The organism is Rothia sp. HMSC08A08 (assembly GCF_001808385.1).
Taxonomy (GTDB): Bacteria; Actinomycetota; Actinomycetes; order Actinomycetales; family Micrococcaceae; genus Rothia; species Rothia dentocariosa.
The window spans coordinates 106907-120969 of sequence record NZ_KV793075.1; the positions used below are offsets into that span (position 1 = coordinate 106907).

Sequence of the window (14063 nt, forward strand, 5' to 3'; positions counted from 1 at the left end):
ATATACTGTAAAACACAGCCCAACACGCTGCATTGAGGAGGTTCTTATGACCTACGACCCTAACTACAACAACGGACAGCCGAACTACCAGAATCAGCCCGGTTATAACCAACAGCCGGGTCCGGGGTACAGCCAGCAACGGCCAGAATATAACCACCAAGGTATTACCCCGGACGCAAAAAACATGGCGATATTCGCGCACCTCTCATCGCTTCTCGCCATGCTGCTGTCGCTGAACACGCTGAGCTTCATAGCCCCGCTCATCTTCTGGCTAATCTACAAAGACAAGCCCGGCTACGAATTCACCAAAGAATCATCGCGCCGCGCCTTCAATTTCAACTTCTCCATGTGGGTTATTAACACCGCCGCATTCCTCCTGATGGTTATCACCCTCTTCATCCTGTCTCCGATATGGTTTTTGGTGGTATCAGTCACCGGCATACTCATGATTATCTTCCACATCTTAGGCGCTATCGCGGCTAATCGCGGTGAAATGTACGACTACCCCATGACCTTCATCAAGATTCTCAAATAAGAAGGTTCATGCGGTACCTGGGGCATATACCCGGGCATAATTCATGGATGCGCGCTCGCGGCAGGTTGCCCCGGGCGCGCATCCTGTATGCTGGCCCTCCAAAGCGGCTTTTACCGCCGAATCACGGGGTTTACGCCGCAGAAACCCACGGAAAAATGTGTTGCAATCGCTAAATAATAGATGCACCTTCACAGGGTCGCGTTATGATTAACAAATGTGTGCCTAAGAGGGTTTGAAGAACCCGCGCACGGCCGCCGAAACGGCGGGGAGTACATCCTAGAGGAGCAAGAATGTCAGCTGTTGTGATCGTGGGCGCCCAGTGGGGCGATGAAGGTAAAGGTAAGGCAACCGACCTGCTTGGACCCCGCGCGGACTACGTGGTCAAGCCGAACGGCGGCAACAACGCTGGGCATACCGTGGTGGTGAACGGCCAAAAATTTGAGCTTAAGCTGCTTCCCGCCGGCATTCTGAGCGAGAACGCAACGCCTGTGATCGGCAACGGCGTGGTGGTGAACCCGGAGGCACTTTTCTCTGAGATTGAGGGTCTGCAGGCGCGCGGCGCCGACACCTCTAAACTCAAAATCTCGGCAAATGCTCACCTTGTGGCACCGTACCACCAGACGATGGATAAGGTCACCGAACGTTTCTTGGGGAAGCGTGCGATTGGCACGACCGGGCGCGGTATTGGACCCGCCTATATGGATAAGGTAGGGCGCCTGGGTATTCGCGTGCAGGATATTTTGGATGAGTCGATTCTGCGGCAAAAGGTTGAAGGCGCGCTGCGGCAGAAAAACCAGCTGCTCGTGAAGGTCTATAACCGCCGCCATGTTGAGGCAGACGAAATCGTGGACTATTTCATGTCTTACGCCGAGCGGCTCAAACCCATGATCGTTGATACTACTCAGCTGCTCAATAAGGCACTGGATGAGGGTAAAACCCTGCTCATGGAGGGCGGCCAGGCGACCTTCCTCGACGTTGATCACGGTACCTACCCGTTCGTGACCTCCTCAAACCCGACCGCCGGGGGCGCCTGCGTGGGATCGGGTGTTGGCCCCACCCGTATTTCTCGCGTGATTGGTATTCAGAAGGCATACACCACCCGCGTGGGTGCTGGCCCGTTCCCCACCGAACTCTTCGATAAGATGGGCGATTTTCTGCGCACAACCGGCGGCGAGTTCGGCGTGAACACGGGGCGTCCGCGCCGATGCGGCTGGTACGATGCGGTGCTTGCGCGCCAGGCGGTGCGCATCAACGGGTTTACCGACCTGTTTATCACCAAGCTGGATGTACTTACCGGCCTTGAGAAGGTCCCCGTATGCGTGGCGTATGAGGTGGACGGCGTGCGCTTTGACGAAATACCGATGACGCAGACCGATTTTCACCACGCGAAGCCGATTTACGAGTACTTCGACGGCTGGAACGAGAGCATTTCGGATGCGAAAACCCTGGACGAGCTGCCCGAGAACGCCCGCAAGTATGTGCATAAGCTTGAAGAACTTTCCGGCTGCCGCATCTCGGCGATCGGCGTAGGCCCCGACCGCGACCAAACCATCGTGGTCCGCGATTTGATGGATTAGGCTCGTCATAATCTGAAGGATTCTATTGACAGAACGTTCTGAAAACCGGTAGATTAATTATCGGTAGTAGTGGGGTTTGGCCCCTCAGAACGCCGTTCCGGATGCCGTAACTTTAGAAGTTGCGGCATCACGTGTATCTAAGGCTAGGTAGGATTTTTTCATGTTGCTGACATATATTGATGAGATTGGGTCTAGGACAGAGTATGTTTCTAAAGATCATCCTAAGTACAATACTTCCCCAGCTTTTGGTTACGCGGGATTTATTATTCCCGATGATAAGGCTCGTGAATTTGGAGCGTACTTTGTGAGTATTAGAAATAGGCTTTACAGAGAGGAATATAATAAATCTGACATTCCCGGGCGATTTGAAGTTAAAGGATCTGATGTATTCAGGGTTAATACATATAAATTATATCTTCAAAATATTAAATACTTTATGAAATTAGTTAATAAACTCAATTATCTTGGCGGTAAAATATTTTATTTTGTCAAAGAAAAACCACGAGGGACTTTTCCAGAAATTAATAAATCTCTAGATTATAGATACAGTAAACGAGATGAAGGAGGTCTGCGTCAATGGATGGATGACATGCATGATTTTATTATGCGCCAAGTATTAAATCGTCTGGCGCGTCATGCAGTCGTAAGCGACGAGAATATTATGGTGATGATGGATCAGATTAATGAGAATGAAAGGAAGCCCTATATGAGTTTGGCGTACGCACATATTTTCTCACGAAGCTCTAAATACCCGGAAATGGATAAAATTGTAGAGCCTCCTATGCATATTGATAGCTCTATATCTGCTAATATTCAATTTGCTGATTGGGTTTCTGCATTTCTTTCAAAATTTATATTCTATCAACTGGATGACGGATGGGAACACTATGTCCCTGAAAACGATATGAAATTATTATTCGTAAATAAAATATTTACATATGAGTCTAAAATGGAATTTTATGGATATACTGATGATATTCATAATTCAGAAGTCCTTCATGAATGCAGACCTAAGTTTTCTGCGAGTAGTATAGGTGGATCAAATATTTCACAGGGATCTTGGGAGGCACTACAAAAGGTCGCCAGGGCTTCAAATCTGTTGTAGGGATGATTTTAAAGTATTAATTGTAAAACTGACTTATGGAAAAGGTGCAAAACATTTTGCCGGTGATAGCTGCACTGGCGAATGGTGAATCCCGAGAAATGTATGCCAAGGTTATCGTGCAGGATGTGCCGAAAACGCCTAACTATCGTGATCGTAAACTGTTGGCGCGTCTTGAAGCAGTCAGGCTCATTGAGAAGTCAGAGGATGGGCTTTGGCAGGATACCGAGGTATTCTCCGACTACTTGAGTCTTTTGAAATCCGCGAAAAACCAGGTAACAGATGATGTTGAGCGGTTTTTAGTCAAGGGACGAGTGCATACCTGGCCCTCACGTGCGCAGGATAAGAATGCTCTTTTGCATTGGATTCTTCAAAAGAGTATTCCTGCCTCCGAGCAGTTTTCGGAGCGTGAGGTGAATGAGCGCATCAGGCGGTACACGGATGACCCTGCCTTGGTGCGTCGCTACGGCGTGGATCACGGAATACTTGAGCGGGACCCCGCAACTCAGATCTACCGGCGCATCCAATAAATCCCCTGCATAAAAAGAGCCTTTATTTGAATAAAGCGGCGAAAAATACTCTTTATTCGAATAAAGGCTCTTTTTAGCACCTGGGGGCCTGCCCCTACACTTAACCTATGTCGTATGTAACCGGTGCTATTTATCCGCAGCAGGACCGCATTCGTATGGGGGTTACCCAGTCCGAGGCGCTTGATGCTTACCGTGAGGGCGGCGCGAGCGTGGCGCTCGGCTACATGACCCCGAACGCGCGGGAGCTGCGCGAGCTTCAGCAAACCTTCAACCTGCACGAACTTGCGCTCGAAGACGCCTCGCACGGGCATCAGCGCGCCAAACTTGAAAGCTACGAAGGCTCCCTGTTTGCGGTGGTACGCCCCGCCATCTACCTGGATGCCGAAGAAGAGGTGCGTCTAGGCGAGATGCACATGTTCCTGGGGCGTGACTACCTGTTGAGCATCGTGAACGACCAGATACATCCGCAGCAGGCAGTGTACGAACGCTTCAACCTGATCTACGCCACTCCGGACGGCTCGCCCATACGCCTGCTGCACCGCATCATCGACCAGACGGTAGACGGTTACATGCCGGTGCTCGAAGGGCTCGAAAACGACGGCGATGAAATTGAGAATGCGCTCTTCCAAGAAACCGGCGCTGGCGACCGCACACTGTCACGCCGCACCTACGAACTGCTCAACCAGGTTGCCGATTTTCAGCGTGCCTGCAAACCGCTCGATATGATGCTCGCGCGCATCATGCAGCAGATTCGTGACGGCGTACTTGACGTCAGCCCCTATACGGGTGCTACCGCAACCGAAATCGCGCAGGAGAAGGATGAGCTGCAGCGGCAGTTCCGCAATATTCAGGATCACGTGGTGCAGGTTAAGGAGCGCCTAGAGGATCTGCGCACGTCCCTGCAGAATACGCTTACGGTGCACGATACGATTGTGGCGCAGCAGCAAAACGAAGATATGAAGCGTATTTCGGCGGGTGCCGCAATCCTGGTGGTGCCCACAATTATCGGGTCTATCTACGGTATGAACTTTGAGGATATGCCCGAGCTGAAGTGGACCTATGGATACCCGGCGTCGCTCGTGCTCATGGTGGTGGCGTGTGTGGTGGTGTATCTCTTCTTTAAGAAGCGTGGCTGGTTCTAGCCGTAATATTAAGCATTTTAGAAGAGTATATTAAAAATATTCTCACGGTATTTAGTATTAGAAATATCGAATAAAATCTAGAGTTTTCGGTGGTCTGCATGTTGTCGTTAGCGCTCTATTGCAGCGAAGTGAGGGCATTGTAGTGTATGAACACTTTGTAGCGACAACTCATCACAGAGTGGCGTTAAGCTCTTTTGTATTAAGGGTAGCATGTTGCTACATTAAGGGTGTCCTAACTCAATAGATCAACGAGGATTACACATGTCTTTCACGTTTGCATCACGCCAGCGCACCCTCAGACGTATCTGCGCACTCACTCTCGCAGGCGCCATGCTCTTGCCCGCAACTCCGCTTTTGGCTGTGAACGCTCACGCCGATTCCGGTGTAGCGGTAACCGCCGAACAGAACCAGAGCACCGGAAATATCACCTGGGGTATCAAAACCTCATTCCGCAACTACATCGGCGAACCGTACAAGGTCAGCGAAGGTGCAAGCTACAACGCCACCGACCTGTTCACCTTCCCCAACCAAGAAGCCAAAGTTTCCGAGGACGGTAACCAAGTTTCACTTCAGGGCTCCGGCAAAGTTCAATATATCTCGCACTGCGCCGACCGCAATAAACCCGAAGAATGCTCGCTGAACCTAACGCTCTCAAACCCGCGCATCGAGGTGGATGCGGCACAGGGCACCGGCACACTCTACATGGTTGTACGCACCAAAAATTACACCTCCGGGCAGTGGGAAGGACCCCACGAAATCCCGATGGCGAAGCTCTCGCTCAAAACCGCTCAGCAGAGTGAAAAAGACGGCGTTGTCACCTGGAGTAATGTTGCGGCTAATCTCACCGCCGAAGGTAATCACGCATTCTCGAACTTCTACGAAGACGGCGTGGGGCTGGACGCTCTCACCTTCTCGTATTCCGGTACTAAAGCGAAAGATGCCCAAAACAGCGGCTATAAACTGGGTGAGAGCCTGAACTCGGGTACCGATATTAATAATCCGCAAAATACCGTGCGCGCGGGCTCTTATCTTTTCTACGCGGCAGGTAAAAGCTTCGGCGGCGGGGCGGATGCACGTTACGCGGTCATCGACCCAAAGACTTTGCAGCAGACAGAGTCTGCAACCCTGCCGATGGGTTCCAGCGCGCACTTTGCCGCCAACCCCGCCACCGGCGATATCGTGTTTGTGAACGCGAATACTCGCGCCTTGGAACGCTACCGGGTAGATGAATCCGGCAAGCTCGTATCTCAGGGTACTTTCGCGGGTGTCACCTTCAGCGAATCCGAAAATATTCTGGCGCTCGGTTACAACGAAGCGATCAACAGCTGGGCTGTGCTCACCGCCGATAGCAGCGGGCAGGCGCGGTACGTCAACGTCGCCTCCGATGGCACGGTGAAAGCGCAAACCGTCAAATCTCCGCTGGACTTTGACCCCTCGGTGGCACACGCCGATGACCTGAGCGAATATTATGGCGACGTTTTCACCGGAAGCACCCGCACGCTTGCGCCGCTGCCCGACGGCTCGTTCCTATACAGCCCCAATAAATCTGTGTACAACGAAGAGGGCAATAAGATTCAGAACGGTCAGCTGCTTCACCTGAGCGCTCAGGGTATTTCGGTGGTTGAGCAAACCCAGCCCAAGGATGCGGAAGAGGCAGCCAGCCTCAACGGCCTGCTCACCACTCCGGACGGATACGTCTACCGGTGGAATAACTACGCCGCAAGCGCCAGTGCCGTGCAGGTTCTCAAGTACGATGGTTCTTCCTTCACAACGGTGCGCGAAAGCTCCACCGCGCCGCACGGCATGGGGGCGATCGCCTCGTTCTTCACCGCTGGCGACAAGATTGTGGCAGTCGATTCCGCAAACGGTCGCCTGGTTTGGATGTCAAAGACCCTTGAATTCGATCACGATGTGCCGCTCTCTGACTTGCGTTCGACCGATAAGAGCGGGTCGTACAACGCGCTTGAGCTGCCGAATGGGGATATTATCTTCCCCACGATGGTTGAGAAGAATGACGGTCTGGAATCTAATCTGTGGCTCAACCGCCTGGTGAATACCGCCAAGACACCGGCACCCGAACAGCCAAAACCTGCTGATCCGACCCCGGAACCCACCCCTGAGCCGACGCAACCCGCGCCCGAGCCCAGCAAACCGGCTGAAACACCGACTCCCGAGCCCTCGGAAAGCTCCGAGGCACCAGCGCCTGAGCCTACCAAACCCGCTGACCCTGCTCCAACCCCTGAACCGAGTAAACCGGCGGACCCGACCCCGACGACCCCCGCACCGGAACCGTCGAAGCCTGCCGAGCCGGAGCCCAGCAAGCCTGCCGAACCTGAGCCGAGTAAACCGGCAGAGCGCACTCAGTCGTTCTCCGATGTGAACGAAGGCGATATGTTCTACCGCGAGATTACCTGGCTTGCCGGGCAGAACATCACGACCGGCTGGGTCGATGGCACGTTTCGCCCGCACGAAAGTATCGAACGTGAGGCTATTGCGGCGTTCTTCTATCGTATGTCCGGCTCGCCCGAGGTGCAGCTGCCGAAGGAATCTCCCTTTACCGACGTGAAGGAAGGCGACCCCTTCTACAAGGAAATCGTCTGGTTCCAGCAGCAAGGTATTACAACCGGCTGGCCTGATAAGACCTTCCGCCCGCACGATCCCGTCAGCCGCGAGGCTATGGCGGCATTCTTCTACCGGTACTCTGGGAAACCGCCGGTTAAAGTGCAGAATGCGCCATTCAAGGATGTTCCCGAACAGAACATGTTCTACCGTGAAATTGCTTGGCTGCATGACAGCAAGATTACGACCGGTTGGGATGACGGAACGTTCCGTCCCCACGAGAGCATCAGTCGTGAGGCTATGGCGGCGTTCCTGTACCGTTACGCACACCGTGGCTAATCCGTAACCGTGCTGGCTCCCCGCGCACCGCATCGTTCGGTGAGTGGGGAGCTTTGCTCTGCCCGAAAACCCTAAGCGGTCATACCGTAATCTTCGCGGATGCGGCGACGCACGTCCCGGCGTTCCCGTTTGAATTTGGTGCAGGCGTCCTTGGGGTTTTCGCACTCCCACAGGTCCCATTCACTCACATCAAGCCCCATCATGGCGACTTCCAGCAGGCCCAGCATATTGAGGAACTGTGCGGTATTAATCCTGAAATCGCCGGAACCCGGGCGGCTCTCGGTGGCGAAAGCATACCCTTCCAAGGGCAACACCCGCGGCGCCCAATGCTTATACCAGGCATCACCGTAACGGGGGCTGCAATACATACGCGTCAGCGCCAGCTTGGTGCCCTGAATCCGCTCGAAACGAAGACCAATCTCAAGCTGATCGTGCGGGAAAACCATTAGGATAGCGTTCTGCGCCGCCCGGCGTAATTCGTGAAGATTTTGCTGGAATCCGGCCTCGCCATAACGATGCTGAGTGAGCATCCGGGTGCAGGAATTTGACGCCGGGGCGACCTGCAGACAAACACGCTCGGCAATGAGCTGTTCTAAATCGCGGCGAATGGCCTCTATATCGAAGGTTTCGTGGTGTACGAGCGTTCCCGTGGACATGAGGAACTGATGATCGGCGCTAACAATATCCTCGGCGGTTGCAACGATGCGGGATGCGCTTAGGGGGTGCTGTGCCATAGGTGCTGATCCTCTCGATGGGGTGCCGCCCCGTGAAGGTGCGGGGTGTTTTTCTGATACCTCGACGGTACCTAGGCACCCTGACACTTTAACCGTGCCGAGCCGCCAAGAGAGAATTGCATGCGATGTATATTCCAGATGTGGAATGTGGAATATATGCTCTGACAAGTTTATATATCGTTTTTGGAATATAGCTATGTGGGTTAATAAAGAGATGGAAAAACCCACATGTATTCATGGGTGCAGGATTTAGTCGCTTTACAGGGCCCCTGTCAGACTCGTTCGTACCTCACTCGCCTGACATCCCTAGGCGCTTTAAACCCTGCACCCCTGCGGCATGGATACGTCCGCACATTTTTAGAAACCCAAGTTACTTACTCCGGTGCAGAAGCCACAGCATATAGGCACCGCCCAGAGCACCAGTCATCAGTCCGACCGGAATCTGGAAGGGTGAAAGAATCCGTGATGCCGCATAGTCAGCCGTCACCAACAGGGCTGAACCCAGAAGCGCTGAGTGCCACATCGCCGTACCCGGGGTATTCCACAGCCGCCGCGCAATCTGCGGGGCAACGAGCGCCAAGAAACCTATGGGCCCTGACATTGAGATAGCGACCGCCACCAAGAGTACTGCTGCGGCTACCAAAATATTGATCGTGCGCCGTACCGGTAAGCCCAAGCCCGCCGCCAGGTCTTCGCCCAGTTCTAGGGTGCGCAGGTAGCGGGTGAGCATCAGCACGAGTGGAATCGTAATCGCAAGCGCTATCGCTGGTGCTGTCACCTGGTCCCAAGAAATCGCATTGAGCGAGCCGTGCTGCCAGGTCTTGGCCGCCTCCGCCTTTTCCAGATCGGAGCGTGTGATTAGATAATCATTGACCGATGCGAGCATAGCGCTGACCGCAATACCGATCAGTACCATGCGCTGCCCCATAGAAGCGCCGCCGCGTATACCCGCAAGCAGCATTACCACGGTGGCGGTGAGGAAGCCGCCGATAAGTGCGCCCATGCCGATACTCACGCCGGAATTGTCGAAGGATCCGACCAGAATGATGGAGAGCGCGCCGGTTGCCGAACCGACCGTGAAGCCGATGATGTCCGGCGAGCCGAGGGAGTTGCGGGAAACCGATTGGAAGATAGCCCCGGAAAGCCCCAGTGCCGCACCCACAACGGCAGCCGCCACGATTCTTGGCAGATATTGATCCAGAATAAAATACCGGTCAATATCGCTGCCGCCGCCCTGAAAAAGTACGTTCAGCACGTTGGCGGGGGAAATATTGTAGGTGCCATACATGAGCGTCATGCAGGCGGCCACTACCATGATCGCAATTACCAAAAGTGTGCGCGGCAGGGGAGTGCGGTACCGCCCGGGAATAGTCGGTCGTGCGCCGGATTTTCTGCGGGGATTCGGGGATGTGCTCGCCGCATTGAACTTATTCGTGTGCGTCGTTTGGCTCACCGGGAACCTCCCGCCGTCTGCGGAGCCGTCCCTGCCTGTTCGTGCTGTGCCGCCTTCACACCCAGGATGCTGCGCTTGCGGCCTTTCGCCCCGGAACTAAGCCGAAGTACCAGGACCATGAGCACGGGTGCACCGATGAACGCGGTCACGATACCGACTTCAAGTTCCCCGGGAAGAACAAGCACGCGCCCGGCAATATCGGCGGTCAGAACCAGCACCGGTCCGTAGACGAGCGAAAGCGGTAAAACCCGTGCAATATCGGTGCCCACCAGCAGGCGCACCGCATGCGGAACCACTAACCCCACAAATCCGATGGGTCCGGCCACCGCAGTCGCCGCGCCGCATAGAGCCATAATCGCCACGATACAGGCACCGCGCACGAGGGTGACCGGCACGCCCAGGCCGGATGCCGCATCCTCACCTAGCGCTAGGGCACGCAGGGGGCCGATAAGAATGAACGATAGAACCAGCCCCAACACCACGAGGGGAAGCGCCGCGAAAACCTGCTCGTAGGTACGGTTTTCTAGGGAACCGACCACCCAGAACCGGTGTGAGTCGAAAGCCCGGGAATTGAACATAGTGATAATGCCGGTGATCGTTCCTAAACAGGCATTCACCGCAACACCCGTAAGCACCAGGCGGGCGGTAGAATCCAGGTTCGGCTTGGAATCGATAAGGCCCAGCAGAAATACCGTGCCCGCCGCGAGACCAGAACCGGCGAGCGCTAACCACAGCTGCACGAAGGGGGAAGATACCCCGAAAATGCCGACGCCCACAACGACCGTAACGGCCGCCCCGGAGTTCACGCCCAGCAGCCCCGGTTCGGCGAGAGGGTTGCGTGAGAGCGCCTGCATAATAACGCCCGCAACCGCCAGTGCCGTGCCCATCATAATAGCGGCGAGTGTGCGGGGCATCCGCTTGAACCAAATCAGTTTTGATTCGATTGTGGCGGCATCCGGGTGCAGAAAGCCGTCGAGCGCCTTCTCGAAGGAAAACATGCGCGAGCCAACTGCCCCGGAGAGCACGATAAGAACCGCTAAAAGAGCCAGCCCTATCAGAAGTGCCAGACCCCAGCGTGATAGCGAAGGCTTTGGGGTACTTGGCTGTTCGGCTGGCGTCGCCGTCGTGCTCTGGGCGGATGCGCCTGCCCCGTCAGACCTGGAGGTGACGGGCTGTTTACCCCGGCGGGGCGATGAACTCATAGGCGTACTCTATCTTGTGGTGATCGGGAGGTTATGTGTGGTGGGGTCTTATGCCGGTTTGCTGCCCGAAAATCTGGGCGACAGCCGCATAATATTTAGGACATATTTATGTGATTTATCCTACGTCAATATGGGGCTGATATGGCATTATCTATTTTATAAGGGTATCCTCAGTCTATGGCTAATACTAGTTCACCCCAACACAGGGACTCTCACCGTTCATTGACCAGACGATCCTTCGGCGTGCTTGCCCTGGGCTCCTTCAGCGCCCTCGCCCTTGCCGCCTGCGGGTCTTCCAATTCTTCTGACTCCAACGCATCCGTGTCCTCTGCATCGACGAGCGCAAAGCCCGCTCCTTCAGCCCTTCCTTCCGGCATGGGATCGACCGCGGGTGATGGCGAATTCCCGCGTACGGTCAAGCATTTCCGCGGTGAAACCAAGATTGAATCTGCCCCCAAGAGCGTGGTTATCCTCTCGACCGGGCAGCTTGACGATGTTCTCGCTTTGGGCTTGGTACCTATTGGCGCAGCAACCGCTAACGATGCCGACCTCGTGCCCGAATACCTCAAGACCAAGTTCTCCGATAAGTCGACTGAGCTCGATAAGATAGCCAAGGTCGGCAAGCGCACCGAACCCGACCTTGGTTCTATCGCAAATCTGCACCCCGACCTCATCCTGATTAATAACACTAATAAAAAGGAAGAGGTATACGAATCGCTCTCGAAAATCGCCCCAACTGTGGTGACCGAGGGTACCGGAAATAACTGGAAGCAGGACTTTCTGATGGTTGCCTCTGCACTGGGCAGTACCTCTAAGGCTGAGGAGATGCTCAAGGATTACGAGGATAAAGCCAAGAAACTGGGCGAGAAGGCCGGTAAAGAGAAGACCTTCTCATTCCTCTACGCAGCTGGGGACCGTACCCGCGTGTACGCGAAGTCTTCGTTTGTGGGCTCCATTTGTGAGGATGCTTCCCTCGCCCGCCCCGCCGTGCAGCAGGAAGGTAAGACCTCGATTGATCTGAGCTCCGAGAATCTCGACCAGGCGGACGGCGACTACCTCTTCTACGGTGTGCAGGGCGGCGACGAATCCAAGCTCACCTCTGAGACGCTGTGGGATAGCCTGAAAGCGGTCAAGGAGAAGCACGCTCATAAGGTAGATTCCGATATGTTCTACCTGAACGCGGGAATTACCGCGGCTCTGGGCGTAATTGAGGAAATCGACAAGCACATCTAATATGCGCATCACGACGACAGCACCCCTGCCCGGAATTCTCCAGGGATTCCGGGCAAGGGTGCGGTCGTACTGGTTCACATTGTGTAGTATGCGGATGCGTTCGTTTTTCACCCCACAACGATATTCAAGGCATACTATAAAAAAGTGTGTTCTCATGGTTAATACATGCCATTAACCACGCCTTGGAGGATGTCCATGAGCACTCTAGAAGAAAAAGCGCAGCATGTTGCCGATGCGCTCAATAAAGACCACGTCAAGCAGGCGGTACGCATCACGGCAACTGCCTCTAAGACCCCGCTGCCAAAGACCGCCTCAAAATTTGGGGGCATTCCCTATGTACCTATGGGTGCTTCGGCGCCAACAAACTCCAGTGGTCAGCCCTTGGGGATGATCGCGCAGATTAACTGTGCAGAGCTGCCGCCGAATGATATCTATCCAAAAACTGGCATGGTGCAATTCTGGATAGACCCGAAGGACGAGGCGTGGGGGTTCGATGCCGCGAAGCCTGCATCCCAGGAGAACTGGCGGGTTATCTATTACAAGAACGTGGGCAGGCCAGACCCGAACACGACTCTTCCTGCCGTAGAACCTAAGGACAACTGGCCCGTTGAACCCACGCAGGCCGAGTTTGCGCTTTCGTTCGAGGTGATCGAGCAGGGTATTACCGGCGCCGCCAACTACTACTATGAAGATTTCGCGCGCGTGTGGAATAAGATGTACCCCGAATCGCAGCTTGAGAGCTATCAGGAGGCGCAGGGTGCCGCCCTCACGATTGAGGAAAACGACGAATTCTCGAAGATCGGCGGGTACCCCTACTTTGTGCAGAGCGACCCCCGGTTCTTCAACGAGGCTCTGCAGGGGCATACTGTGAACCTGCTGACCATTGTTTCTGAGGTGGACTGGGCCGAGCCTCATGACGGATCGCCTAAGCTCATGTGGTGCGGCGGAGGCGCGGCAAACTGGCTGATAACGCCCGAACAGCTGGCGGCGGGTGACTTCTCAAATGTGATCTTTGAGTGGTCGAGCAGTTAACCGACCCGTTTTGATTTTTATTCAGGGGGTTGTGGTGTACTCAAGCTACTTGATACACCACCAACCTCCTGAATTTTTGGGGCGCCTAGAGTCATGCTCCGAATCATGCAGCGTGTGGCCTTCCAAAAAAATACACCGTTGAATAAGCGCACGAGTGACGAAGTTTTGAGCACGGCACCGCAAAATGTGTTCTGATGGTTGTAGCACTGAACCAACCACCCGGAGGAATATATGAATACCACCGAGCAGAACGCAGCTAAAAACACCGAAGCGCAGGTGCGTCGAGTCCTTGACGTTATGAACCAGGGAAAACTCAAGCAGGCTATCAGGATTACGGCAACCCCATCGCAGCAGCCGTTGCCGAAGACCGCCTCCAAGTTCGGGGGAGTGCCGTACCTGCCTGTAGGAGAATCCGCGCCAACGAATGCATCCGGCCAGCCCTTGGGCATGATTGCGCAGATTAACTGTGCTGAGCTGCCGCAGAATAATATTTACCCGAAGAGCGGTATGCTTCAATTTTGGATTGACCCTCACGACACCGTGTGGGGGTATGACTATAACAAGCCTGCGGTTCAAGAGAACTGGCGGGTGCTCTACTACGAGATCGTGGGTGAGCCGAACCCGG

12 protein-coding genes are annotated in these 14063 nt (G+C 54.5%); 9 read left to right on the forward strand and 3 right to left on the reverse strand.

Annotated elements, in window-relative coordinates; genetic code table 11:
• Positions 1 to 46 precede the first annotated feature (46 nt).
• From HMPREF3164_RS07155 to HMPREF3164_RS11535, 6 genes are all read left to right on the forward strand, one after another.
• The gene (locus HMPREF3164_RS07155; RefSeq protein ID WP_070449974.1) at positions 47 to 535 is read left to right on the forward strand and encodes a DUF4870 domain-containing protein; all 489 of its coding nucleotides are present in this window, start codon (positions 47 to 49) and stop codon (positions 533 to 535) included.
• Between the two features lie 290 nt (positions 536 to 825).
• Positions 826 to 2112 carry an adenylosuccinate synthase gene (locus HMPREF3164_RS07160; protein ID WP_048752775.1) on the forward strand — a complete coding sequence of 429 codons (1287 nt, stop codon included), beginning with the start codon at positions 826 to 828 and terminating at the stop codon, positions 2110 to 2112.
• Between the two features lie 160 nt (positions 2113 to 2272).
• A complete protein-coding gene (locus HMPREF3164_RS07165) occupies positions 2273 to 3217 on the forward strand; it encodes a DUF3800 domain-containing protein (RefSeq protein WP_070449976.1) in 945 nt (314 codons plus the stop codon).
• Positions 3218 to 3252: 35 nt separating this feature from the next.
• Positions 3253 to 3744 (forward strand): DUF2087 domain-containing protein, encoded by a 492-nt coding sequence (locus HMPREF3164_RS07170; protein ID WP_070449978.1) that lies wholly within the window; start codon positions 3253 to 3255, stop codon positions 3742 to 3744.
• 107 nt (positions 3745 to 3851) lie between these two features.
• A complete protein-coding gene (locus HMPREF3164_RS07175; protein ID WP_070449981.1) occupies positions 3852 to 4886 on the forward strand; it encodes a magnesium and cobalt transport protein CorA in 1035 nt (344 codons plus the stop codon).
• A 261-nt stretch (positions 4887 to 5147) separates the two neighbouring features.
• Complete coding sequence (locus HMPREF3164_RS11535) at positions 5148 to 7784, forward strand: HtaA domain-containing protein (RefSeq protein WP_070449983.1); 2637 nt, start codon at positions 5148 to 5150, stop codon at positions 7782 to 7784.
• 71 nt (positions 7785 to 7855) lie between these two features.
• Here HMPREF3164_RS11535 and HMPREF3164_RS07185 read toward each other — a convergent pair whose 3' ends face one another.
• The 3 genes from HMPREF3164_RS07185 to HMPREF3164_RS07195 form a co-directional block, all read right to left on the reverse strand.
• Entirely contained in the window at positions 7856 to 8518 is a 663-nt protein-coding gene (locus tag HMPREF3164_RS07185; RefSeq protein WP_070449986.1) for a hypothetical protein, read from the reverse strand.
• Positions 8519 to 8888: 370 nt separating this feature from the next.
• Complete coding sequence (locus tag HMPREF3164_RS07190; RefSeq protein ID WP_048754607.1) at positions 8889 to 9971, reverse strand: FecCD family ABC transporter permease; 1083 nt, start codon at positions 9969 to 9971, stop codon at positions 8889 to 8891.
• Entirely contained in the window at positions 9968 to 11173 is a 1206-nt protein-coding gene (locus HMPREF3164_RS07195; protein WP_070449989.1) for a FecCD family ABC transporter permease, read from the reverse strand. The genes HMPREF3164_RS07190 and HMPREF3164_RS07195 overlap by 4 nt, the downstream gene beginning before the upstream one ends.
• Before the next feature lie 177 nt (positions 11174 to 11350).
• Here HMPREF3164_RS07195 and HMPREF3164_RS07200 point away from each other — a divergent pair, with 177 nt between their 5' ends.
• The 3 genes from HMPREF3164_RS07200 to HMPREF3164_RS11395 all read left to right on the forward strand — a co-directional run.
• Complete coding sequence (locus HMPREF3164_RS07200; protein ID WP_083297361.1) at positions 11351 to 12406, forward strand: ABC transporter substrate-binding protein; 1056 nt, start codon at positions 11351 to 11353, stop codon at positions 12404 to 12406.
• Positions 12407 to 12601: 195 nt separating this feature from the next.
• Positions 12602 to 13438, forward strand: coding sequence for a YwqG family protein (locus HMPREF3164_RS07205; RefSeq protein WP_013398359.1), 837 nt, complete (start codon positions 12602 to 12604; stop codon positions 13436 to 13438).
• Positions 13439 to 13669: 231 nt separating this feature from the next.
• On the forward strand, positions 13670 to 14063 hold a 394-nt coding region (locus HMPREF3164_RS11395; RefSeq protein WP_246822639.1), incomplete at its 3' end, for a YwqG family protein.

Bases quoted from the DNA above. Each gene is read 5' to 3' on its own strand.
- HMPREF3164_RS07175 (WP_070449981.1), top strand. From the start codon at position 3,852: ATGTCGTATGTAACCGGTGCTATTTATCCGCAGCAGGACCGCATTCGT.
- HMPREF3164_RS07205 (WP_013398359.1), top strand. From the start codon at position 12,602: ATGAGCACTCTAGAAGAAAAAGCGCAGCATGTTGCCGATGCGCTCAAT.
- HMPREF3164_RS07195 (WP_070449989.1), bottom strand. From the start codon at position 11,173: ATGAGTTCATCGCCCCGCCGGGGTAAACAGCCCGTCACCTCCAGGTCT.
- HMPREF3164_RS07155 (WP_070449974.1), top strand. From the start codon at position 47: ATGACCTACGACCCTAACTACAACAACGGACAGCCGAACTACCAGAAT.
- HMPREF3164_RS07185 (WP_070449986.1), bottom strand. From the start codon at position 8,518: ATGGCACAGCACCCCCTAAGCGCATCCCGCATCGTTGCAACCGCCGAG.
- HMPREF3164_RS07165 (WP_070449976.1), top strand. From the start codon at position 2,273: ATGTTGCTGACATATATTGATGAGATTGGGTCTAGGACAGAGTATGTT.
- HMPREF3164_RS07200 (WP_083297361.1), top strand. From the start codon at position 11,351: ATGGCTAATACTAGTTCACCCCAACACAGGGACTCTCACCGTTCATTG.
- HMPREF3164_RS11535 (WP_070449983.1), top strand. From the start codon at position 5,148: ATGTCTTTCACGTTTGCATCACGCCAGCGCACCCTCAGACGTATCTGC.
- HMPREF3164_RS07160 (WP_048752775.1), top strand. From the start codon at position 826: ATGTCAGCTGTTGTGATCGTGGGCGCCCAGTGGGGCGATGAAGGTAAA.
- HMPREF3164_RS07170 (WP_070449978.1), top strand. From the start codon at position 3,253: ATGGAAAAGGTGCAAAACATTTTGCCGGTGATAGCTGCACTGGCGAAT.